Genomic DNA, 24018 nt, shown 5'->3' on the forward strand with positions numbered 1-24018 from the left:
AACAAAAAGGCAACGAATTATCGTTGCCTTTTTTATATTAGAATGTTGTCCAGCTATTCTAGCGTAGCTTATTCGTTATCATCATCAATGACGGGCGCTTTTTTCTTTTTAGGAATGAAAACATTATCGCCCACATCCACATTGTTATAGAAACTTTTATCGCGCTTAACTGGCTTTTTAGTCACTTTTTTCGGCTTGGCTTTCTGTGCACCAGCATGACCAGCCTGGGTTTTACTCACTGGTTTTTTCGCCGGCTTAATGCCTTTAAACTTACCTTGTAATCCCTCAAGGACACTAAATGACATTTCTTGTTGTAGGTAACGCTCGACGCGTTTCAAGCTTTCCCAATCTTTCGGGCCGACAAACGAAATCGCATCGCCCGTATTTCCGGCGCGCCCAGTACGACCAACTCGGTGCACGTATTCTTCAGTATGCTTAGGCATATCAAAGTTAATCACGTGTGTCACATTTGAAATGTCCAATCCACGGGACGCCACATCAGTAGTTACAAGAATCTTAAATACGGCCCTTTCAAACTGACTCATAATGGTATTACGTTGCGTTTGCGTCAGATTACCGCTTAGCGCGATCGCTTTCAGTTTACGTTCATTAAGCTTATCGGTTAATCGCTCAGTATCATTACGCGTCGCGGTAAAAATAATCACCTGACGGTAATCTTCTTGTTCGAGAATGCGATCTAGCAAAGCTTCTTTATGATCTAAATGGTCACATAGATAAAAACGTTGCGTAATGTCTTTGTCTACTGAATTAGAGGTACCAACGGAAATGCTTTTTGGAGCATTGAGCATTTCTGATGCAATATCATTCACTTGATCATGGTCTAATGTCGCAGAAAAACATAACGTTTGACGGCGACGGTGCTTAGCGGCGCGGTGAATACGGCGCAGTTGCGGGGCAAAGCCAAGATCAAGCATGCGGTCAGCTTCATCTAAAACTAACGTCTCTAAGCCATCTAAAAATAGGGAACGATGATCAAGGTGATCGGCTAAACGCCCAGGTGTCGCGACAATAAAACGTGGGTAACGACGCAAAGCCTTAACTTGATCGTTAAAGTTCTCTCCTCCCGAGATTAACGTCGCGGTGTAACTAAATCCCGCTAGCATAGTACGCAGCTCACTGTATACTTGTTTTGCTAATTCTCGAGTAGGAACAAGAATAACACCGCGAGGATCGCGTGCAGAAAATGCCTTACTTTTAAGGGATTTATGAAGCATAGGCAGTAAGAACGCCAAGGTTTTGCCTGATCCTGTTTTTGAAGAGGCCAGCAAATCTTTCCCTAACATAGAATAAGGAATCGCTTGCTGCTGGATTTCAGTTGGGGTTTTGAAATCATAGTGCATCAAGTTCTTCAATAAACGATTATCTAAGCCTAAATCTTTAAACTGCAAAGGATTCTCCAAGTTAAATGTCTGCCTGCGTCATTCAGGCAAATACTATCAATTAAAAACAGCGTATATTACCGCGAAACCCTGCATTAAGCATAGTGAATATCATAAATAATATGGCGCACTTCGCCGCGGTATAAGCAGCCTGAATATGAACTTAGATCACAGATTCACATAAGATAAGAAAAAATAGAGGTTTCTTGATGAAATCTTTGGATTATTTTTACGTTTATGCTCGCAGAGTTTATAGGTTTAGCACTACACTATAGGGGTAATAGATACTTACACCTTTTGCGATACACTATCGCGACAAACGATATAATCAAGGAGTTCATTATGAACAAGATGTTACTGGCTGCAGCAACGTCATCGGTACTGTTATTGGCAGGTTGTGCATCTGGCACCAATGAAGCAACCACATCTAAGCTTGATAACTTGACAGATCAAGTCGAGCAACTACAAGATGAAGTGGCTTCACTGAAAAGTGAACATGCCGCTCTTGCGTCGAAAACAAATCAATCGGCAGATGCAGCCATGGCTGCTCAAGATGAAGCACAACGTGCGAACAAACGCATCGATAATATTGCTCAGTCTTACACTAAATAATCCGAATTCAATAACAAAAAGAGTCAGCATATGCTGACTCTTTTTTATTTACTTAACACTTTAGCCACATAGATTAATCGCGAGAAGCCACACTCACGGGCACACCGTTTTTGGCCATAATTGCTGCTTTAGAACGACTCTTAGATTGATTAAACTCTTTTAACCACCAGCCTAATTCCGCAGGCACGACCAAATGCTCTTTGGTGCCATTACTGCGAGTCAGAGGTTCGTGGGCTTCAAGATAAACATGGTGATCAGGTTCCAAACTGACTTTAACCGGATCATTAATCACTCGGACTTTAGTTCCCGTATGAACTTGATTAAATAACCATTTAATATTTTTTGGCTCCATACGAATGCAACCAGAACTCACACGTAACCCGATACCAAAATTCTTGTTAGTACCATGAATGAGATACGTACCGTCACCATAAGCTAAGCGAAGCGCATAATTCCCTAATGGATTGTCTGGTCCTGCCGGAACAACCGCAGGCAGCGTTTTACCTTTTTTTTCATACTCAGCTCGAATAGATTGCGGTGGCGTCCAAGTTGGATGAGCGCGCTTTTGGCTGATCGCGGTTTTCATTACCGGAGTATCACGACCAATACGACCGATCCCCACAGGAAAAACACTCACTGTGTGTTGATTGGGCTCAAAATAATACAACCTTAGCTCAGCTAAGTTAATGACAACCCCTTGATAATCGACATCGGGAAGAATAATTTGCGACGGAATGGTGAGAACATATCCAGCTTTGGGTAAAAATGGATCGACGCCTTTATTGGCAGCCATCAATGCTAGAAAGCCGACGTCATATTGCTTCGCAATTTGCGCCATAGACTCGCCTTTTTTAACCATATGATATTGTAAATTACCCACTATACGACTGTCTTTAACGGGCAAATCATAGGTTGTGGCCAGTGCTGGTAAATTCACACCACTCAGCACGGCCCCCAATACGATCATGGCTCTTAGACCCATTTTATTCATTACCTTTTGCTTGCTTATATAAGCTTAAGGTTACTGCTCTTTCTGCCTTGTGATCAACGATTGGTTGAGGATAATCGAGTTTTTTCTGAGCTTTCCAAGGCTGATGGATAGTTTTGTTGTCAAGTGTTGATAACTCGGGAACCCAACGCCGAATAAACTCACCTTGCGGATCAAATTTCTCACCCTGCGTCGTCGGATTAAAAATTCGAAAATACGGCTGACCATCACATCCCGTCGATGCAGACCATTGCCATCCGCCATTGTTGGACGCAAAATCTCCATCAATAAGCTGGCGCATGAAATAGGTTTCTCCGTGACGCCAATGAATGTGCAAATCTTTAGTGAGAAAGCTCGCAACAATCATACGTAATCGATTATGCATCCAGCCTGTATTGTTGAGTTGCCGCATCGCGGCGTCGACAATCGGATAACCTGTACGACCTTGAGACCATGCTTGAAAATGCTCATCATTATGCTGCCACGCAATGTTACGCGCCCACTGATGAAAATTATCGCCTTTACATAATCGCGGTTCAAAATACATTAAATGTTGGTAGAACTCACGCCAAATGACTTCACTTAACCAGGTTGCTGCACCGTCACTTAATTCACCAGACTTTGTTTCAGCTTGTAATCTTGCCATACATTGCCGTGGTGATATCGCGCCAATAGCAAGGTAGGGAGATAATAGGCTAGTTCCCGCCATGGCAGGAAAATCACGTTGAGTTTGATAGTCATTAACCGTGTTGTGACAAAATAAACGTAGCTGCTGACGTATCCCCTCAAAATCAACCACATAGTCACTGCTGTCTACCCGTGGATAATCAAAAGCTTGGTTGTGCGACCACAACCATTGCTGGGCCGTATTTGATAATTGCGCCACCGGCTCTGCGGCTGCGGTTTTCACAATTTGCGGCCAGATTACCTGCTTTAACCAGGCCTTTTTAAATGGTGTAAATACTTTGAAGTATTCGCCTTGTTGATTCAGCACCGTCCCCGGAGCTTGCACACATTTATCATCAAAGCTACTCCAACCGATATTAAGATCCTGACTGCGTTGGTAGGCCAAAAGATCACGATGAGTCTCATTGACTTCATACTCTTTATTCACATAAATATGATCGGCATTGATTTCCTTGGCCACATCCATCAGCACATCAACAGATTCACTAAAATCATCACACTGTCGATACAACAAGGGTATAGAGTAGGTATTAAGCTCTGCTTGTAATGTTGCTAAACGACGATAAATGAGATCCGCTTGTATTGGTGCCATTTGATGGCTTTCCCATTGTTTGGGGGTCGCAATAAACACAGCAATAACAGATTCCCCAGTCTCTATTGCTCTATTGAGCGCAGTATTATCTATGGCTCGTAAATCACGGCGCAACCAGACTAACTTCATACTAACATCCTTATGTTATTAGCGTGTTTAATACATCCGACAAACAGCATTCTCCCGCCACGTTTTTTTGTATATCACGAATGTGGTTATACTGTACTGAGGTGAGACTACGATTAGAAAAAATGCCTACTTGGCTATACGCATCCAGTATTTCTTCACTGACAAGTCCAGATAAATCTTCGATACCATCGAGAAACGTGATACTCACTCCTTTTCCAGAAAGTTTCAGCATCCATAGCCAAGCATAAATACTGCCAGCAGAATCCATATTGATGCACAAACACTGCTCTTTATGACGAACTTTATTCTCAGCCTCAAAAATCCCGACTAAGGTCGCCAACATAAGTGATTGTAATAGTCCTTTTTGAATACTACGCTGCGGACCTTTCACATGGTCTAACGTTTCAATGACTGGATTGAGAAATTGCGTTTCCACCAAATCTAACGGGTATTCTTTAAATACCGTTGCAATGATTTTATGGGCTTTCGTTCGCTGCAATTTTGACAGTGCGTCAAGTAATACTGAGCATTCCGCGAGTTCACTAGACTGATCGAGTTCTTCCTCAGATTGCTGGCCCATTAGCAAAGGTTTGACTTTACCAATAGAGACCCCTTTTGCCAGCCAACTTTGAATTTGTCGAATCGTCGCAATATCACTTGATAAATATAAACGATGACCTTTTTCCGTACGCTGAGGTTGCACTAGATTATAACGACGCTGCCAAGCGCGGAGCGTCACAGGCTTTACACCAGTGAGTTCCGAAACTTCACGAATGGTATACAATGGTTCTTCACAAGCCATAGCGTAATTTCAACTCCTGTGGATAAGGTTCTAAGTATCGTTGCTGACTTAGGTATTCATCGGGATACATCGTTAAGTAATGCTTTATCAGCGTAACAGGCGCAAGCAAAGGCAATACGCCTTTACGATAATCGTGAATAACTTGAGTCAATTCTGCTTTCTGTGTTTTCGATAAATCTCGTTTAAAGTAGCCTTGAAAATGCATGAGCACATTCGTATTATTTTTCCGACTAGCACGATGAGATAAAGCGTTCATTAATCCCAACCGATATTCTTCAATAAACTCACCTAAATCGTAGTTTTTAATATTGGCGACCATGCGCCCCAATGATCGGTAAGATTGTGGATGGTGTGCCATGAGCATCAATTTGTAACGCGAGTGAAAATTAACGACATCTTTTACGGTTGGATTGTCTCCGAGCGATTCATATAAATCATGTAGACTAAAAACTCGTGTCACGAAATTTTCACGTAATACGTCATCATGTAAGCGGCCATCTTCTTCAATCGGTAGCCACGGTAGCTGCTCTTGAAGCTGACGCGTATACAAGCCGACACCGTCTTTCTCGGCAAAATTCTGCCTATACACCTTCACCCTTTCCATGCCACACGTCGGGGATTTGGCGCACACAACATAACCACACAGAGGAAGCGAAGTTAACTCTAAGGCCTTATCTTTAGAAAACTGGTTCATTGTATCTGTATAATCTTGAGACTCATCTTTGGTCTCAACTAAGGCCACCCGTTCCTCATCTTGTATTAATCGAATGGCTTTACGTGGAATGGGCATTCCAATCGCAACTTCAGGGCATATCGGTAAGAATTGCGCAAAACTGGCTAGTTCATCATTCACAAACGCATTACGTTTATGACCGCCGTCAAACCTTACTTGCTCACCTAAGACACAAGCACTGATTCCGATTAAAATTGATTGTGCTGTCATGTAACCACCGTTATACAAATAGTTATTTTGTACAGGTATAGCATATGCAAACTTGTTATACAAATAAAATAACTGTACAAATCCTTAATACATAAAAATAAATGCATTACTTATCATATGGTTAAGTTAAATAACCGATTAAATAACTTGCTGTTTTATGGGGAAATATATATGTTTGTTAATCAAATCAACTTTTTTGAAACATCACGGTAAGGTATAATCAAGTTGGTTTATTGAAGTAACCAATACATAAAATAATAGCGTGCTAATCTATAAAAAATGTATTTTCGACTGTCAATCATAGACATTTCTGTGAGATAGGTATTGATGATTTATATAGGACCCACACATTTACACAATGTGTCAAAAGGTATATAAAATTGACTAATCATTGCGGCTTAAACGAGAAAACTATTCAAGAGCTTGAGCATGAGTTGTTGACCGGTACTGCCGACGGTTGCAAAAAAATTGAGTATCTACTTAGTCAAGACTCTACCGCAGATGAGCCTATTTTCCGACTACAACTTACCGTGTTGGCGGCGAAATTACAGTTAGATAATGAACAACTATCGAAGAGTTTAAAATACATCCGCAGCGCCTATCGCCTACAACAAACCTTAGATACCGATGATTATTTAGCGGAGATTCTCCATTTACATGCTTATATTTTCTGGAAACAAGCTAAATACTACTCAGCCTTACAATTTTGGACGCGTGCGCTTGAATTATCAGCGTGGTCAGACAGCACAGATATACAAATACAAGCATTGATTGGCCTGGGCAATGTTTGGCGGGCAACAGAATCTTATCACTTGGCCAAAGCAACCCATCAGCTCGCGGTAAGAATCGCTAATCATACTCGTCAAGCAAAACTCGAAATTCGCTCACGTATTTTGCTGTCATGGGATTTGCACTTACTCAAACAATACCCTTCTATGCTCACCGAATTAGAAGGTGCGGAAGATTTGTTACATCATAATCCTGATAACACATTAAAAGCGCAAATTTGCGATTTTAGGGCGGCCGCATTACTGGAGCTTGATCGTATCGAAGATGCACATCGCGCGACCACAATGGCGCAAACACTTGCAGAAACCCATGGATTCGATGAAATGCACATCTTAGCTTTACTCAATAAAGCCAAAATTGATGTGCGCCGTACTATGCCAGAACGAGCCTTAGAATGGCTTAACCAAGCTGAAAGTATTGCCACCACTAATCATAATCATGAGCTACTCACCCGCATCTACGCTCAGCAGTCGGCGATATCCGAGTCGCTAACTTATTATCAAGATGCTTTTATTGCCTACCAACGCTTTCGTCATCATTCATTGGCAAGGCAAAGAGAAAAAACGTTGCAATTAGGCTCGGATAAAGCGCGAAAATCTAAGAATTTACTCGAGCAAAAAGCGCGTAAAATTATTAATCGTCTCCGTAGTCAATATGAGTTCAACCCTGGAAAACAATTCCCTAACCTAGTCTCAGAGACACTCTGGTGGGAGCGTTTGGTCGAATTAAAAACACAATTAAAGGCATCGAATTATTCGATCATCATGATTCATCATAATAGCCCACAACATATCGACATTTGCACAGAAATCACACATAGCCTGTCAGCTCCAGGGGATTATTTAGCGCGTCTGGACACAACACACTTAGGCTGGCTTATCAATTCGAAAGACAGCTTAGCGAGTCAGCTTTATGATACGTTTCAGCAAATGATAACGATGTATCCGTGGGAGCGAAGAGGACTCGTCAAAGACCTACCTAAAGTTTCTTTACATAATATTTTAATGTTCCCATTTACGTTAGAACAACTAGAAATTGAAGAAAGCTCAATCATAGGATAAGAGTAACTCTATGGAAGCGTTATTAAAAAAGATACAAAATAGTGGATACGATGTCACCTACCTATCGGGCCAAGACGCCATTTCTTTATGGGAAGAAATTAGCAAAAATGTCGCTGAAACCGAGAGGGAAAAAGCGTTATGTTTACTCATTAGCTCTGAATATCTCAATCATGCCCGCTTATATGAACAAAGCATTCAACAATTACATCATGCGCTCCAGTTAATCTCAGATGATGAAGATGAACATCATATTGAGCTACAGCTTTCGATTAAGCAAAGTCTCTGTGAGTGCTATATTGCCACGAGACAATACGCGTTAGCACTGGCGGAATATGTACTAATCACCAAACTGGCGATGCAACACTACGACTTAGACTCACACGCATCGGCAATTATTGGGATGGGCCGACTTTGTGAGCATTTCGGAGATTACAATCGCGCCATTCGTTACTATAAAAAGATTGATCATATTGATCATGCCTTATCAAGCCGTAACGTACGTTTGCAATATAAGCTCTACAAACTGGGTAGCTATATTCGACTCCAACGTTATAAAGCGGCGCAGGCACTATTACTAGAATGCGAAGAACTGTCTATATTAGTAAACGACAAATTATTAAATGGTAAGGTTTTGTTATATAAAGCAAGGCTATACCGCTTTAAAGGTAAATTAACCGAATCTCTGAATGTCCTTTCTACTATTTCCTACACTCTAGGGGCTATAAGTGATAACTGGTTTGCCTGCGCATGTCGTATCGAACAGGCATATTGTATGTCTCACCTTAATAAACCGCATTTAGCGATCTATTTACTCGATAACGCTCATCATAAAGTCGCTAATTTTTATCACCCTAAGCTCAAAATCGACCTGTACAATGCCTATAGTGACCTCTACACAAAATCTAGACAGTATCAACAAGCATTAAGGTATGAAAAATTAGCTTTTGAGTGTGAGTCTGAACTCATTAGTCTAATTCCTATTGCCGAGTTAGGCGCAAACCAATTACGCCGACTTTCTCAGCTTGATTTGCAACTGAAGTTAATTTTGTCAGAAATAGAGAATCGTGAGCTGAAAGAAACGACAGAGACACAACGTAATGCGGTGGCTCAGCTGCAACAAGATGTCTTTACCGACCCTTTAACTCAAATGCATAACCGTCGCTGGCTTGACAGTCAATTGAAAGACATGCTTTTGCACGATACTAACTTTGCATTTTTGATTATCGATATTGATCATTTTAAATCAATTAATGATGACTACAGCCACTTAGTCGGGGATCAAGCGATCAGCCGAGTCTCTATGGAAATTCGTCATTATTTTAATGATGAAGGACAGCACTGGGTACGATTTGGTGGAGAAGAGTTCTTAGTGATTATTGAAAATAAAAGTTTAGCAGAAGTGAATGCTTTAGCCGAACAGTTACGCCACAATATTGCACAAACAGACTGGCAGCACATGTTAGGTGATAGACAACTTACCGTCAGCATTGGCGTAACGTTACACCGGGTCGGAGAGAATACTCAACGAACATTTAACCGAGCAGATAAAGCCTTATATCGCGCCAAAGCAAACGGCCGTAATCAAGTATGTTACGAAGAGTGATTTATTGAAAATGATGCGTACACATCGGGTAACGGTATTCTTTCTGGCATGCTCGCAAGTGCACACTTAAACACGCTTTTGCAGACAATAGATAAAAAAATAGCCAATCGTAAGACACGATTGGCTTAAATATAATGTGAACAAAAATATTCACTAACAACGTCAGTTGGCTAGGTGACTCTTGGCTTAAAGAGTCATTATTACTAATGCAGTTTGCGTGCCAACTTTTTAATGCCCGTCAATTCAAGCCCCCATTCCAATTCCGCTTAAAAAACACTCAACCATCACTAGGTAAATGCATTATGCAATTCCCATTTTGCAAAGATTTGCGTAACGTTGCTATCCATAAAGCAAAACCTTTGCAAGGTTTTCGCTGGAATAAGTCAAACCGACAAAAGTTCGCTATACTGCGCTAAATTCTCAGTTGAACGAGTTGGCTTAAGGTATCTAATGAATTATATAAGTACGTACTTAAAAGGTATTGCAATGGGAGCGGCCGACGTGGTTCCCGGTGTCTCTGGGGGCACTATCGCTTTTATCACTGGAGTCTATGACACGCTGTTAGAAAGTATTCGTCGAGTAAACCCAAACCTTATTACTATCTGGCGTAAACACGGCTTTAAAGCGGTGTGCGAGCATATTAATCTTTTCTTTTTACTGTCTCTGTTCGGCGGCATTCTAACCAGTATACTGACATTGGCTAAGCTCATCTCTTGGCTATTAGACACCCATCCGATCCCTACTTGGTCTTTCTTCTTTGGGCTTATTTTGGTGTCTGTTTATCACATGATGAAACAAATTGAGCATAAAAAAATACCGCAATGGATAACCTTATTGGTGGGAATAGCGGTGGCCTATAGTATTACCGAAGTGAAACCAATCACGATGGATGCAACCGATATTAATATCTTTATCGCCGGTTCTATTGCAATTTGTGCGATGATCCTACCGGGTATCTCAGGGAGCTTTATTCTTCTATTACTAGGCATGTATGCGCCAATTCTAGGGGCGGTAAAATCAATGCAATTGGATGTTATCGGATTATTCGCCATCGGTTGTCTCGCGGGACTCATGACATTTTCGCATTTATTATCTTGGTTATTAAAACATCACAGAGATACGACGCTTATGCTTTTAACTGGGCTAATGCTTGGTACCCTACCTAAAATATGGCCTTGGAAAGAAACGTTAACGTGGAGAGTAAATTCACATGGTGAACAGGTCCCTCTATTGCAACAGAACTTATCACCTTTTCAATATGAAACAGTGACTTCAAATCCATCTCAATTGATACTCGCCATCATAATGATGTTGTGTGCGATTGTCGTCGTTTTAGGCTTAGAAAAATACGCTAGCGATAACAATAAATAACCCGTATCTCTTCTTGTGGTGAGGGCGCGCCTTCATCACAAGAAGCTCACCGTGAATCACTGCATCGATCAACGAATCACGGTATACTCGTCCTAACTTGACTATTGGATAATGTGACATGAAACGATTTCTAACCCTAGCGTTTACACTTATTGCCAGCTTTAGCGCACAGAGCAAGTCCGCTGAGGATATTACCGTCATACAACCTTATGTCACGGTAACCAAAACGGCCCAATTGAGCGCTTTTGTTTACGGAAAAATTGTGAATAATTCCAACAAACCTCAGGTGTTAACCAGCGTAACAACGAGTGCCTCGACACGAGTAGAGATTCAAAATACCGATAGCCACAGCAAAAAAGCGGTTGTGCATAAATTGGAAAATTTGAGTATTCCCGCACAAAGCTCCAAAGTGCTAGAACCACGGGCGACTCGAATTGCTTTGTTAGGACTGGTAAAACCGTTAGAAACACATAAACATATAACGCTAAAGCTGCATTTCGAGAGTGGAGCAACGATTAATGTGAACGTTCCGGTACGCCTAAGTTTAAAAGATGCAATGCACTCACCGGGGGTTATCCCCATCCCAATAAATAACAAAATTACGCATTAATATTCACTCTCTAGCTTAGTAAAAACACACATAACTGCGCACAACTCTTCCCGCATTGACTGCGGCTTCATGCCGTTCCTATCAATACAATATTCTTAACTATATCCCTTATAACACTACGTACCACTAATTTTTTCATCAATAAGACAATAAACTCTAGACAGCTCGATTGATGACGTTAGTATTAGTGACTGCTCAAAACACATAACTAAAAATCGTTACAAAACCATTGTTATATAGGAATGAATATGCAAAGCAGTAACATATTACAACGCTATGCTCAGGGGAATCTGGTTCTGCAGATCATTGTGGGCATTATCGCGGGTGTCGTTCTCGCCCTTATTTCACCAGCCGCTGCTATCAGTGTCAAATTACTTGGTTCACTGTTTGTTGGCGCGCTGAAAGCTGTTGCACCTATTCTTGTCTTTATTTTAGTTGCTGCTTCTATTGCAACTCAGAAGAAAAACCAAAGCTCGAATATGCGTCCAGTGGTCACTCTCTACCTTATTGGTACGTTTGCCGCATCACTTACCGCAGTTGCACTCAGCTTCCTTTTCCCAACCACATTAAACCTGGGTGATTCAGTCACAGGCACCACCCCTCCTCAAGGGATTGGTGAAGTATTACACACATTACTGTTTAAATTAGTGGATAACCCAATTAGTGCACTAATGAATGCAAACTATATTGGTATTCTGGCTTGGGCGATTGGTTTAGGGATTGCACTTCATCATGCATCAGATAGCACCAAAGGTGTATTTGAAGATCTAAGTCATGGTGTATCAAAAATCGTGCGCTTTATTATCCGACTTGCGCCTATTGGTATTTTTGGTTTAGTGGCGTCAACGTTCGCGACCACGGGCTTTGACTCTTTAGTGAATTTTGGGCATCTGTTGGCAGTATTGCTTAGCGCAATGGCATTTATAGCCCTCGTGGTAAACCCTTTAATTGTTTATATCAAAACAGGCGTGAACCCTTATCCATTGGTTCTACAATGTTTACGGGAAAGTGGCGTAACGGCTTTCTTCACTCGTTCGAGTGCAGCCAATATCCCAGTCAACATGAACTTGTGTGAAAAACTAAAGTTAGATGAAGATACTTATTCCGTCTCCATCCCATTAGGTGCGACCATTAATATGGGCGGTGCAGCGATTACCATTACTGTACTGACGCTTGCTGCTGTACATACTTTGGGTATCGATGTTGATATTACAACCGCAATTCTATTAAGCCTAGTCGCCGCGATTTCAGCATGTGGTGCATCAGGTGTGGCCGGCGGCTCGCTACTACTCATTCCTCTAGCATGTAGCCTTTTTGGGATTTCCAACGATGTCGCGATGCAAGTCGTAGGGGTTGGCTTCATCATCGGTGTCATCCAAGACTCTGCTGAAACCGCTTTAAATAGCTCGACCGATGTTGTATTTACTGCTGCAGTATGTCGCAGTAAAAATAAATAATAATACACTTAATCTACCGCTCAATAGCGGCATCATTAAGCAATTGTTTATAAAAAAACCCAGCCTAAGGCTGGGTTTTTTAGTGTTACCATCCGGATTAAACTAGAAGTGTTTTTGTGTAAAATCTAGCGATGGGCCATTGGATGCTTTCTCTGATGAGGCACCATCATAACCCGCTTCATTCTTTCCCAAGTGACCGTCACTGTCGCCCCCTACTTCCTGAAGATCAGTGGCTTCCAACTCTGAAGAAAGATGGTCAAAAGCGCTAGGATCGTCTGATTCTTCTTGTTCGAGTAATGGAATCGGACGTTTATACAACTTATTTAATACACGAATAACCGCATGTTCAGAAAATTCTTTACTCACTATTTTTTTATATAGCGGTTTAGTCAAAGATTGCAACCCCACCACGGATTCAACGCCAATTTTCCCACCGACCGTATCGCGAACCACTTTCGCGGGTTCATAATTAAACATTGCCGACAGAAAAAACCAAATATACGCGATTTCATTGCCGTGAGTACCATAATCCATCCATGCATGCCCTGCATGGAACATGGCTTCACTATGACCATGCTCCGCTGCTCGCTCTAACCAATAACACGCTTTACGATGGTTACTAGCGACTCCGATACCCTGTAAATAATGTAAACCGAGCTTCATCATCGCCGTGCTATCACGCAGTTTAATCGCTTTATACAACCAGTAATTTGCATCACTTGCTGACGGAGTCAGATTATTCCGAGACGTACACCAATCAGCCATGAACAAAATCGCTTCTATTGAGTTCTGCTCTGCCGCTTCTTTCATGAACATCAGCCCACGTTCTACATTGACTTCCGTCCCTCGGCCCTCCGTAAGAAGTTTACCGACCTCAATTTTAGCGGCTAAATCGCCATCTAGAGCGCGTATGTATGTTTCCCAGAAATGCACTCTCTCTTCCATAAGCACATTATTACTTATACGCTTACCTAAACGAATCAGTCCAAAAATACCATTTCTGTCATCCTGTAATGCCGCTTTTTCATACCAAAAAAAAGCTTCTTTCAAATTATCTCGCTCGGCCTCTTTGGCAAGATACAACATTGTTGGTACATGACCAGACTCTGCTTTAAACAAGCGATCTTTCTTCTCTTGCTCACGCATACGCTGCAGAGCCTTATGGTAGGCGAGTTCTTTGGCTTCTTTTTCCATTTTTAATCGGCGCTTTCTCATCGATAAAGAAATCATCCAAATAAAAATTAGGATAAAGGAAACCCCTAAAACACCGACCGCAATTCCAATATTATCCATTGATAAATATTCTTTCTCTTTGTTTGCTAACACCCGTGAGTCAATGAGTGTTAAATATAAATACATTTACATCATGATAAAGCTTATCATACCTTAACCTAGCCACTTTACCCATCATTCACACCCCTCTTCTCATCATAGTGATGGATTGACAGTGAAAAGAAACATCGACGCCAAGCTAGCAATAAAAAGCGATGACAAATTCAATAATAGCTTAATAAGTATGACAGAAAATAAACAAAGAAACTTATTAATAAAAAACAATACTATAGAACAAAAATCACCGACAGAACCTCACGAATCCCCGCCCGACAAATAGGGGCTATCGCCTAACCGCTCTTTTTCATGCTGCCTTTTTCAACCTCTTACCTTGACCTATTAAAAACAAAGGCTTTTACTAAAGGATAAGATTCAAAAAGCCACCACTCACATGGAAGAAGTCGAATTTATCATGAATGATCTGGTCTCTAGCCCTTATCCTTTAGGGGCAACACTTAATACTCACGGATGCAATTTTTCTATCTATGCACCCGCCAGTTCAGATATCCAACTCGCTCTGTTCGAGCCAACAGGTGAAACGTACACGACACATCCACTACACAATGAATATGCTGGTATTAAACATACGTTCGTTCCTAACATAAAGGAAGGTCAGCGATACGGTTTTATTGTGTCAATCAATGACCAACCTCACTACCTTGCTGATCCCTATGCCAAAGCACTATCACAGCCACTGACCTATCAACCGCCTTTTGATGCCAAGCAAAGCCTCTCTTTAGCGAAATGTCTTGTCACTACTCATGATTTTGATTGGCAAGATTCCGCCATGCCTAAAAGACCGAGAGATGAAATGGTGCTTTGTGAAACGCATGTCAAAGGGCTAACAAAACTGCATCCTGACGTACCTGCTCGTGAAAATGGATCGTATCTAGGCCTTGTAAGTGAGCCCATGCTCGAGTTCTATCAACAACAGAATATCAATACGTTACAACTATTGCCCATTGCCGCCTGTATGCATGAACCCCACCTACTAGAAATGGACATGGTCAATTATTGGGGTTATAACCCTTACCTCTTTATGGCCCCCGACCCTCGCTATGCGCATAAAGACGCGGTAGTAGAATTCAAAACGGCAGTGCGCGAACTTCACAAAGCCGGCATAGAAGTCATTTTAGATGTGGTCTATAACCACACGGCTGAGGGAGGGGATAATGGTCCTATCTTTAATTTAAAGGCTCTCGATCCGCACTATTACTTAATGCACGAGGGACATTTTGCTAATTTCACCGGCTGCGGTAATACGTTAAACCTTGCGTACCAACCTTCGCTAAATCTGGTTATGGATACGCTGCGTTATTGGGTTGAGGAATATCAGATTGACGGTTTTCGCTTTGATTTAGCAGCAACATTAGGTCGTTATGGCGATCAATTTCGTAGTGACGGTGGTTTTTTTAAAGCCATCGCTCAAGACCCAATTCTCAGAGACATCAAACTCATTGCTGAACCTTGGGATATTGGTCCTAATGGCTATCAAGTGGGAAATTTTCCGTTTGGCTGGAATGAGACCAACGATAAACTTAGAGATGTCGCACGTAGCTTTTGGCGTGGTGATGCAGGTTATATGAAAAATTTTGCGACACGTCTTATGGGTTCTCGTGATTTATATAGCGCCGCGAACTGGCCATTTAAACTCACAGTCAATTACATTACCTATCATGACGGGTTTACCATGCAAGATCTTGTGTCTTATAAGCACAAACATAACGAAGCCAATGGCGAGGACAATCGCGATGGCCATGGTGATAACCGATCGGATAACTACGGCGAAGAAGGTGAAACCTTCAACGTCACCATTAAAAGCCGTCGAGAGCGCCAAAAACGTAATATGGTAGCAAGTGTATTGTTTGCCTTTGGTATTCCTCACCTACTCACCGCAGATTTGTTATCACATACCCAGCAAGGCAATAATAATGCCTATTGCCAAGACAATGAATTAAGCTGGCTTGACTGGGAGCTCACCCACTCACAAGAGACCTTTCGTCATTGGGTCGCAAAAATTATCAAAGCACGTCAAGAATATATGGTGCCATTTATTCGCGCTTTCAGCGGTAAAACTCGTAATGATAATCGCGTCTACTGGCGCCGTGTGGATGGCCATGAAATGAGCATGGAAGATTGGGATTCACTCTCGTCAGTCGCCTTACACTTAGGTATTGGCGAGCATGGTGATGAGCTGCTCTACTTAATCAATCAAACTCGCGCTCCTGCCCGCTTTACCTTACCAGAAGATCGCAAACAACAATGGCAAATTATTTGCGATACCAATAATCTGCATAATCAAAAACTAGGAGTCGCAGAAAAAGAACGATTACAGTTGCCAGTTTCCATGTCTATTTTACATTTCTCGCCGCAAAAAAAATAAATAAGTACGACGGATTCTTCGTCATATTTCTTGAAAGCCCGATATAACAGCTACAGCTTAACTACATGGATGGTTGAGTTGTGGCAGTTTATTAACATTATTCTGTTTTTCCCTTGATATTAGACTGCTCAAATAGCCAGACATTAATTATTCACCATAAAACGTCTAGTTAAACGTTTAATGAAAAAAAGACTGGATGGAAACAATACCGCATCAATAATGCAATAAAAATTTATAAGTCATTGTTTGTGTAAACCAATATTCAAGTTTAAAACTTATCGCCCATTTGGGAAATAAAAAGGTGGTTCATATGCAGAAAACCGTTTCAGTAGTCATTCCTTGCTATAACGAAAGTGAGGTGATTGATCATACCGTAGAAGAAATGCTACGCGTGACCCAAGGTATTGAGAACTACCAGTTCGAACTTTTATTCGTTAACGATGGTAGTGCCGATGATACTGAAAGCAAATTACTGCAATACAGTAAAGCGCATGACAATGTACACCTGATTTCTTTTTCTCGTAACTTTGGTCATCAACCTGCCGTATCTGCAGGTATCCAAGCCAGCACGGGAGACGCAGTGGTATTGATTGACGCTGATTTACAAGATCCTCCACAGCTTATCGAAGGTATGATCAACCTTTGGGAGAAAGGCTATGACGTGGTCTATGGCACCCGCGAAAACCGCGAAGGCGAATCAAAATTTAAACTGGCCTCAGCGAAATGGTTTTACCGTATATTGAATTACCTCTCAGAAGTACCGATCCCATTAGATACTGGCGACTTTCGCTTAATGGATCGCCAAGTCGTCGATCAACTCAACCAGATGCCAGAGAAACACCGCTTCATTCGCGGCATGGTAAGCTGGATTGGTTTCAATCAAACCTCCATTACCTACAAACGTAATGAGCGTTTTGCAGGCGAAACTAAATATCCGCTGAAGAAAATGTTGTCATTTGCTTTAGATGGCATCCTGTCTTTCTCGGTGAAACCTCTCAAACTCTCTATTATTATGGGGTTCATTTCATCAGGCATTGCTTTAATTATGCTGTTTTATACCATCTATATTCGGTTAGCAACCGATCAGTGGCAATCTGGTTGGGCATCTATGCTCGTCGCTATGTTATTTATTGGTGGGGTGCAATTAATTTCCATCGGTATTTTAGGTGAGTATATAGCACGTATTTATAGTGAATCTCAAAGCAGACCGCTATATGTCGTGAAGAAAAACATCAGACAACCGAGACAAGATGATGAATCTAACCTCGATTAAGCACACGCTTTATGCAAATTTACGACAAAAGGTACGGTTTGCAGCTGTCGGCGGTTTAAATACCGCCGTTTCTTACTTCGCTTTTGTGACTCTTTATCAGCAGTTAGATAATTATATCCTAGCTTCTGTACTCGCGTACTGCATTGGTGTTATGTGCAGTTTTCTTCTTAACCGCGGATTTGTCTTTAATAGTCAGCACCAGAAAGGACAGTTTATTCCGTTCATTCTAGTGAATCTCGCCTCTTTAGGCGCAAGTACGCTCACTTTATATTTACTCGTTACTGAGTTACATATTAATGCGTACATTGGGCAGTTTTTTAGTATTTTTGTGTCCATGATAATGAACTATATAGGCTATCAACGCATTTTTAAAAATGGTATTAGTTTGAAAACATTAACTCAACGCTTCACTGATGGAGCACAAACTATGAAACTATCATCTGGAATACGCGCAATTTTATTCCTCGCTTGCTTAGCGGTCACACTACATAATATTTATACATCAGTACTCATTAATATTGCACATGACGCCCTGCCTTATATGGCGCATTATTCTGATAAATTCACATCAGAAGGTCGTTGGATTAATTTTGCGGTTTTTCCGATCAGTAGCAGTTTAAACCCGCAATTAGCTAACGCTCTATGCTTTCTTTTTATCGGCATGTTTGGGTATAACGTGTCTCGGTCACTGAGCCGTGATCGCTGGTTAGCGGCGTTTTTTGCACTCACTGTGATGAACATTCCATACTACACCATGCTCTTTAAATGGCCAATGACACTGCTTCCAGGGTGTATCATGCTGGCGCTATTTAGTTACTATCGTAATCGTTTGTCGATTCCAAGTATGTTGCTAATTGCGGGTGTGCTCCTTTTCGCTACCTACCCTGCTTTCTATTTTGTGATGCCTTTGATTTATATCGCACACTTAAAAGATCGTAGCTACAAAGACATCATGGTTTTCATGTTGTGGTGGGCCGCGGGTTATGTATTGGGGTATTTAATCGGTAATGGTCTAATTTACCTGTATACATGGCTTTTTGAAGGGCATGCGCATTTCATGCAGATGGCTTCTTGGCGTAAAGAGTCCCCACTGACTGGAATGGCATCGCTCATACACAACGTGGATAGAAGTGCGGGTGACTTTGTACGTAATGCCAACTATATATCAGAACTGAGCGCTTGGTATTTTCTCCCTGCTCTTGGCATTACCTTGCTGATGGTTAAAGATAACGTTAAGTATTTTTTAATCCTGCTTGCAATGATTATCTCCATCTATGCGAGTGTCGTAGTATTGGGCGTTCATGTACCGCTACGTTCAGGTATTACATTGCCACTAGGGATTGCGATGGTGGTTTTCTTACTTAAACACCCATGGGCAAAATACATCAATCTGATTTTATTACTGATCCCACTGGCCTATCAAACTTATCATTACAATAATAAGTACAACAATACACGTATTATTATGTCTCAAGTGATTGAAAAGAATGACGTAAATCATAAAATTGAAGACAAATCAAAATACGATAAAATTGTTGCAACGGTAGACCAAGAAAAAATGAGTGAGTGGCTAAAGCACGTGACTGGGTCTAAGCAGTTTAATAACCTGTCTAACTTGGAATATCACATGATTCGACCATACTTTTACAAACAAGGATGGCCAGATTCAGCGATTAGCGTGAAATACATTCACCAAAAAGCCCCAATTAAAGGTGAAACTGAAGTATCCATTAAAGACCGCACACTGTATGTCCGTTTCGAATAACGTTCAGCGGTGAGCGCACCAAGACCCAAAAACGCGTCCCTTCACAGGACGCGTTTTTTTATCTCTTCATCATAACAATGTGCGACCTGATACCGCGACACATAACACGCACAGCAGGGAGTATGGCTTTTCAAATCGGCTTAGCATCATGGGTAATAAACATTAAATTTATAAAATTTATAAAATACATAAATACCACTGAAAAATGTGAGCATTATAGAATAGGAAAGCCCAATTGATAGCGTTAAACTGTGCTAGGTTATCCAGCCAAAGACGGCATCCAATCTTATAACAATAATGCCGAGTATTGATAATTGGTTACTACCGACATAAGGTCACAGGAGATATTTTGAATTCTATTACAATGGGCGTGATTGGTAATTATTTTGGTCACCTATCAAGCGCAGAAAACGTGCAAGAAAGCGAGCTACCCAGTGGGTTGTTTGTCATTGACCAAAATGCTTCATCACTCACGACCGATAGCATCATGAACTACCCATCTTTGGGTGAAAATATTGATATCGAACCCGAGTTTGTTATCGAATATGACATTATTTACGATGGTGAGCAAGTTAGCCAAGTTCGTGGACGCCGCATTACCATCGGTAACGATACGACCATTCGCCAGTTGCAAGATGCACAGAAAATCAGTGCACGTAAATCATGGGGCAAAGCATCAAAAGGTCTGCATTCACAATGGTGGTCGCTCGAATCTATTGACAACTTATCGCATATTAGTCTTATCTCTTATATTGAGAATAATGGCGAATGTCACCTCGCAACCCAGCCTTTAGATATCGAGAACATTAAATTATTCGGACAACCTTTAGAAGATTGGCTCGTAACTGCTATCAATCAACAAGGTGGTGATGGCATGTTCGACCAAATATTACCGCAACTACAAGCCAATGGTTACCCTAAAACATTGACCCTGTTTACTGGTGCGCCCAATTATACTGCCTGGGGAAAGAAACACTTTCTTCAACCAGACGATATAATGCATATTATTGGTTATCAAACAACAGAATATAACCACAAAGAAGTGATGGAATTATTTGAAAGTAACAATATTAAAGAAGTTCCGAATATTCTTTATCTTAAGCAAAAAATTAAAGAGCCATCATTAATTGCTTAATTAGCATATATTAATTCGACATGTAACTGTATGATATATCGTATATTTACATGTCGTCATTTTTAAAAATAGCTAGATCTTTATTCCATAAATTAATGTAACAATAATAAACACTCTTAATTTTAATGAAGTTGTCATTGGAAAATGATTATTTAATAGCGCATTGAATTATTTCATCAATGTCTATGTCTTTAATATTAGGAGAAAACATGTCTATTATCCAAAAAGGGAAATTGGTCGGAATAGCACTAGGCGCTGTCTGCTCCATATATACATTACCTGCCCATGCCGATTTTTTTCGAGCGCTACCACAAGCAACCCCATTGAATGTTGATGCACTTACATTCGCGCCACACTTTGATTTTGATACTGACTCTTGTTTACCCGACGCAGGTATCTCATCGACAGGTCAGCAAAATGGGGGATTAAAAAACTCAGGATCCATTACGGGCGGCTGTCGTCGTACCGATTTTATGAATTTTTCTAATACCTACCACCGCTATGTATGTAAGACAACAAACGCGAACTATTGTGCCCATATTTATGCCTTGTACTTTCAAAAAGATCAGGCAGTTGCCGGCGTCGACGCGTTTGGTCACCGTCATGATTGGGAATACACAGTGGTATGGACACGTAACGGACAACCGACCCACTTTAGTACCAGCGCTCATGGTAAGTTAACGACTCACGATTGGAATAGCATCGAAAAAGACGGCAACCATCCAAAAGCCGTCTACCACAAAGATGGCGGATTAACCCACGCATTCCGTTTTGCCAAAGCGGGAGAAAACAGAGCTGAAAATCCAACCGGTCGCTGGGTATTACCGCCTTTAGTAAGCTGGTATACAATGCACGGACAAGCCAGTAATGCGACTCTTCGTGACGACTTAAATCGCTATAATTACGATCACGGAATTGCACCATTCCTTGATCATAATATGTTGAAATACATTAATCCGTTCCGTCCGGCAGGTTATCCAACCTACAACAATAACGATATGGTCAATTCTAAGTAATCCAATGTTAGCTAAGATGGGGAACGCTCCCCATCTTAGTATTAGGAGGTTATGTGTCTCATACCATCACAGCACTGTTACTCATGCTCAGCTTAGCAGGCAATGTCGCCTTTCTATCACACAGCTTGCTTAAACCTACCCATTCCAATTCATTTGAAGATAAACCGCTGCAAACTAGGCAGACACCAACTGAAGTCGCGATGTGCCAGCCCAAACCACCTCAAGCCAATGTCGCGACTGCGCCACACGCTCAACCGACACAAGTAAGTTCCAACAATATTGAACCAAATACCGCAGTAAACACCGCGAATATTCACGCACTTACAAAAAATGGCACCCACCTTCTGAGTTCCGCTCAACAAGCGCAGCTTGCTAAGCAATTACAATCTAACCCAACCATTGTACAACGCTTGCTCAATGCCATACGAAACCACCAGCTATCAGAACAGATTCGCTCACAACTTGTCGGTATTATTGCCAATCAAGACAGTGACCGCTTGTTTGATAGTGCTACGGCGTTCATGCAAGACTCTCAACCCGATTTACAACGTTTAGGCAGTGAATTAGCCAGCCGGCTTATTCGCAACCACCAGAGTGTTGAACGGACTGCTCGTTTACTTAATGATGTCAGCCTGCCCAAACCTGCTTTACGCGATATCTTACGCAATAGTTCCTTATTACCCTTATCAGCACCAGACAAACAAAAAATGCACATGATGCTCGCAAACTACATGAGCTATGCGGATTCAGATTTACAACCAGATATTCTCACCAGTTTAGCGCGGTTAAGTGTCAATGATGAACAGCGGCTAACGACATTGACCCCTTATTTAACAAGTGCTCAACCTGCGTTACAAAATGCAGCCATTCATGCGTTATATCAGCAACATAATTTATCACCAAATAGTCAGGCCTATAGTATTGTCGAGTCGCTCGCCAACGATCGAAGTACGCCAGCTCGTGTTCGCAGCGCGGCCTTCTCCCTCTTGTCTAATACGTCACCATAAAAAAACGGGTATTAAAGTGCCACCGATAGTGGTCTTCAATACCCGTTCTATTTGAACGCGTTCATCATTGACTCGGTTACACACTTGGTAAAAAGATCTCAGCCATCATGCAACGTACGCTCCCGCCTCCGATTTGCTCAATAGTGGTCACATCAATGGGTAACAATGTGCCGTACTGTTGCAACGCACTCAGCTGTTGTGGTTGGAACGCCTGGTAGGCCGATTGTGAAAGAACAATCAACGTTTCTCCAGTCGCGGTCGTCAACGGTAAGACATTGCCACAGAAATGATTCATTTGTTCAATCGTAATCGGGATGACTTGCTTGCTTTTCGCGATGCGCTGTACCACGTGACTGCGCATCGGCTCTGCAATCACTTCGTCACAAAGCAGACAAAATTTCTCCCCCATAGCCATCATGACATTGGTATGATAAACGCTCTTCCCAGAGGGCAAACACGTAGCAAAGGCCACCGCTTCATAACCTATATGCCGCGCATATTCCTTGAGGACATCTTCATCGCACCGTTGTGATAATGCCGCGTAGATAAGCCCCAGATCGTGATCCATCACCATAGCCCCAGTGCTTTCTAGGTATCGCTGTGTAGCAATATATTGAGAGAAAGTTTCAACTCTGCTTACTGCACGACCAGCCTGGCACAGCACTTCAACCAGCGCCTCTACCCGTACTTCTGCTTGACGGTTGTGTGACGCCATAGGGAATGTAATTAATCCCCCATCAGCCAAGGTATTAAACCAATTATTAGGGAATACTGCATCAGGGGTTGGCATGGAGGATAGTGGATAGTCAAACTCAATCACGGTAACACCACTTTGGTGTAAATGAGTGACCAAAGCCTCATATTCAGCCATCGCCCGCTGCTGTATTGTCTCAGTTGGCATCGATAATGGTGTCTGAAATTCATTATCAACCGCCGTTTGTTCATTAAATTGGAACTCTTTCGGTGGAACCACTACCACGGTATTGGCATGTTGCCTGTGGCGCGGATAAAAAGTTTCAATCAATTGTTTTTTCATAACGTCACCCACTACACATGATTTCAT

19 protein-coding genes are annotated in these 24018 nt (G+C 41.6%); 12 read left to right on the forward strand and 7 right to left on the reverse strand.

What is annotated here, in order from left to right; all coding sequences use genetic code 11:
* Positions 1-68 precede the first annotated feature (68 nt).
* Entirely contained in the window at positions 69-1409 is a 1341-nt protein-coding gene (locus OCU30_RS17025; RefSeq protein WP_077314778.1) for a DEAD/DEAH box helicase, read from the reverse strand.
* Between the two features lie 333 nt (positions 1410-1742).
* Between OCU30_RS17025 and OCU30_RS17030 the strand changes: the two genes are divergently transcribed.
* On the forward strand, positions 1743-2012 hold the full coding sequence (locus OCU30_RS17030; protein ID WP_077314777.1) for an Lpp/OprI family alanine-zipper lipoprotein: 270 nt from the start codon (positions 1743-1745) through the stop codon (positions 2010-2012).
* Positions 2013-2085: 73 nt separating this feature from the next.
* On the opposite strand, the gene OCU30_RS17035 is transcribed toward OCU30_RS17030, so the two are convergent.
* From OCU30_RS17035 to OCU30_RS17050, 4 genes are read right to left on the reverse strand one after another with little or no spacing between them, the layout of a single operon-like run.
* Positions 2086-2979: a L,D-transpeptidase family protein gene (locus OCU30_RS17035; RefSeq protein ID WP_077315106.1), complete on the reverse strand. Its 894-nt coding sequence runs from the start codon at positions 2977-2979 to the stop codon at positions 2086-2088.
* Between the two features lie 16 nt (positions 2980-2995).
* A complete protein-coding gene (gene phrB, locus OCU30_RS17040; RefSeq protein ID WP_077314776.1) occupies positions 2996-4408 on the reverse strand; it encodes a deoxyribodipyrimidine photo-lyase in 1413 nt (470 codons plus the stop codon).
* A gap of 10 nt (positions 4409-4418) precedes the next feature.
* A complete protein-coding gene (locus OCU30_RS17045) occupies positions 4419-5210 on the reverse strand; it encodes a MerR family transcriptional regulator (protein WP_077314775.1) in 792 nt (263 codons plus the stop codon).
* On the reverse strand, positions 5200-6153 hold the full coding sequence (locus OCU30_RS17050) for a YbgA family protein (RefSeq protein ID WP_077314774.1): 954 nt from the start codon (positions 6151-6153) through the stop codon (positions 5200-5202). Before OCU30_RS17050 ends, OCU30_RS17045 begins: the two co-directional genes overlap by 11 nt.
* Before the next feature lie 380 nt (positions 6154-6533).
* Between OCU30_RS17050 and OCU30_RS17055 the strand changes: the two genes are divergently transcribed.
* The 5 genes from OCU30_RS17055 (at position 6534) to sstT (ending at position 13044) form a co-directional block, all read left to right on the forward strand.
* On the forward strand, positions 6534-8003 hold the full coding sequence (locus OCU30_RS17055; protein ID WP_077314773.1) for a hypothetical protein: 1470 nt from the start codon (positions 6534-6536) through the stop codon (positions 8001-8003).
* Positions 8004-8013: 10 nt separating this feature from the next.
* Positions 8014-9606: a GGDEF domain-containing protein gene (locus tag OCU30_RS17060; RefSeq protein ID WP_077314772.1), complete on the forward strand. Its 1593-nt coding sequence runs from the start codon at positions 8014-8016 to the stop codon at positions 9604-9606.
* 450 nt (positions 9607-10056) lie between these two features.
* A complete protein-coding gene (locus OCU30_RS17065) occupies positions 10057-10977 on the forward strand; it encodes a polyprenyl-phosphate transporter (RefSeq protein ID WP_077314770.1) in 921 nt (306 codons plus the stop codon).
* Positions 10978-11095: 118 nt separating this feature from the next.
* The gene (locus OCU30_RS17070; protein WP_077314769.1) at positions 11096-11587 is read left to right on the forward strand and encodes a copper chaperone PCu(A)C; all 492 of its coding nucleotides are present in this window, start codon (positions 11096-11098) and stop codon (positions 11585-11587) included.
* 248 nt (positions 11588-11835) lie between these two features.
* Positions 11836-13044 carry a serine/threonine transporter SstT gene (gene sstT, locus OCU30_RS17075; RefSeq protein ID WP_077314768.1) on the forward strand — a complete coding sequence of 403 codons (1209 nt, stop codon included), beginning with the start codon at positions 11836-11838 and terminating at the stop codon, positions 13042-13044.
* Positions 13045-13146: 102 nt separating this feature from the next.
* Here the strand turns inward: sstT and OCU30_RS17080 are convergent, their stop codons facing one another.
* The gene (locus OCU30_RS17080) at positions 13147-14337 is read right to left on the reverse strand and encodes a tetratricopeptide repeat protein (protein ID WP_077315105.1); all 1191 of its coding nucleotides are present in this window, start codon (positions 14335-14337) and stop codon (positions 13147-13149) included.
* Positions 14338-14788: 451 nt separating this feature from the next.
* On the opposite strand from OCU30_RS17080, the gene glgX reads away from it, so the two are divergent.
* The 6 genes from glgX to OCU30_RS17110 all read left to right on the forward strand — a co-directional run bounded on the left by glgX (position 14789) and on the right by OCU30_RS17110 (position 22955).
* Positions 14789-16759, forward strand: a complete 1971-nt coding sequence (gene glgX / locus OCU30_RS17085; protein WP_077315104.1) for a glycogen debranching protein GlgX — start codon at positions 14789-14791, stop codon at positions 16757-16759.
* Positions 16760-17069: 310 nt separating this feature from the next.
* Entirely contained in the window at positions 17070-18032 is a 963-nt protein-coding gene (locus tag OCU30_RS17090; protein WP_077314767.1) for a glycosyltransferase family 2 protein, read from the forward strand.
* Entirely contained in the window at positions 18010-19797 is a 1788-nt protein-coding gene (locus OCU30_RS17095; protein ID WP_077314766.1) for a GtrA family protein, read from the forward strand. Before OCU30_RS17090 ends, OCU30_RS17095 begins: the two co-directional genes overlap by 23 nt.
* A 349-nt stretch (positions 19798-20146) precedes the next feature.
* Complete coding sequence (locus OCU30_RS17100) at positions 20147-20932, forward strand: DUF5718 family protein (RefSeq protein WP_139343489.1); 786 nt, start codon at positions 20147-20149, stop codon at positions 20930-20932.
* A gap of 209 nt (positions 20933-21141) precedes the next feature.
* Positions 21142-21948, forward strand: coding sequence for an NPP1 family protein (locus OCU30_RS17105; protein WP_077314764.1), 807 nt, complete (start codon positions 21142-21144; stop codon positions 21946-21948).
* 53 nt (positions 21949-22001) lie between these two features.
* Positions 22002-22955 carry a hypothetical protein gene (locus tag OCU30_RS17110; RefSeq protein WP_077314763.1) on the forward strand — a complete coding sequence of 318 codons (954 nt, stop codon included), beginning with the start codon at positions 22002-22004 and terminating at the stop codon, positions 22953-22955.
* A gap of 76 nt (positions 22956-23031) precedes the next feature.
* Here OCU30_RS17110 and OCU30_RS17115 read toward each other — a convergent pair whose 3' ends face one another.
* A complete protein-coding gene (locus OCU30_RS17115) occupies positions 23032-23991 on the reverse strand; it encodes an arginine deiminase-related protein (RefSeq protein ID WP_095532912.1) in 960 nt (319 codons plus the stop codon).
* Between the last annotated feature and the right edge of the window lie 27 nt (positions 23992-24018).

It is taken from the genome of Vibrio palustris (assembly GCF_024346995.1).
In the GTDB taxonomy this organism is placed as follows: domain Bacteria; phylum Pseudomonadota; class Gammaproteobacteria; order Enterobacterales; family Vibrionaceae; genus Vibrio; species Vibrio palustris.

What these genes read in the sequence shown, in the direction of transcription:
- OCU30_RS17030 (WP_077314777.1), top strand. Translation starts at nt 1,743, where the DNA reads ATGAACAAGATGTTACTGGCTGCAGCAACGTCATCGGTACTGTTATTG.
- OCU30_RS17035 (WP_077315106.1), bottom strand. Translation starts at nt 2,979, where the DNA reads ATGATCGTATTGGGGGCCGTGCTGAGTGGTGTGAATTTACCAGCACTG.
- phrB (WP_077314776.1), bottom strand. Translation starts at nt 4,408, where the DNA reads ATGAAGTTAGTCTGGTTGCGCCGTGATTTACGAGCCATAGATAATACT.
- OCU30_RS17045 (WP_077314775.1), bottom strand. Translation starts at nt 5,210, where the DNA reads ATGGCTTGTGAAGAACCATTGTATACCATTCGTGAAGTTTCGGAACTC.
- OCU30_RS17050 (WP_077314774.1), bottom strand. Translation starts at nt 6,153, where the DNA reads ATGACAGCACAATCAATTTTAATCGGAATCAGTGCTTGTGTCTTAGGT.
- OCU30_RS17060 (WP_077314772.1), top strand. Translation starts at nt 8,014, where the DNA reads ATGGAAGCGTTATTAAAAAAGATACAAAATAGTGGATACGATGTCACC.
- OCU30_RS17065 (WP_077314770.1), top strand. Translation starts at nt 10,057, where the DNA reads ATGAATTATATAAGTACGTACTTAAAAGGTATTGCAATGGGAGCGGCC.
- OCU30_RS17070 (WP_077314769.1), top strand. Translation starts at nt 11,096, where the DNA reads ATGAAACGATTTCTAACCCTAGCGTTTACACTTATTGCCAGCTTTAGC.
- sstT (WP_077314768.1), top strand. Translation starts at nt 11,836, where the DNA reads ATGCAAAGCAGTAACATATTACAACGCTATGCTCAGGGGAATCTGGTT.
- OCU30_RS17080 (WP_077315105.1), bottom strand. Translation starts at nt 14,337, where the DNA reads ATGGATAATATTGGAATTGCGGTCGGTGTTTTAGGGGTTTCCTTTATC.
- glgX (WP_077315104.1), top strand. Translation starts at nt 14,789, where the DNA reads ATGAATGATCTGGTCTCTAGCCCTTATCCTTTAGGGGCAACACTTAAT.
- OCU30_RS17090 (WP_077314767.1), top strand. Translation starts at nt 17,070, where the DNA reads ATGCAGAAAACCGTTTCAGTAGTCATTCCTTGCTATAACGAAAGTGAG.
- OCU30_RS17095 (WP_077314766.1), top strand. Translation starts at nt 18,010, where the DNA reads ATGATGAATCTAACCTCGATTAAGCACACGCTTTATGCAAATTTACGA.
- OCU30_RS17105 (WP_077314764.1), top strand. Translation starts at nt 21,142, where the DNA reads ATGTCTATTATCCAAAAAGGGAAATTGGTCGGAATAGCACTAGGCGCT.
- OCU30_RS17115 (WP_095532912.1), bottom strand. Translation starts at nt 23,991, where the DNA reads ATGAAAAAACAATTGATTGAAACTTTTTATCCGCGCCACAGGCAACAT.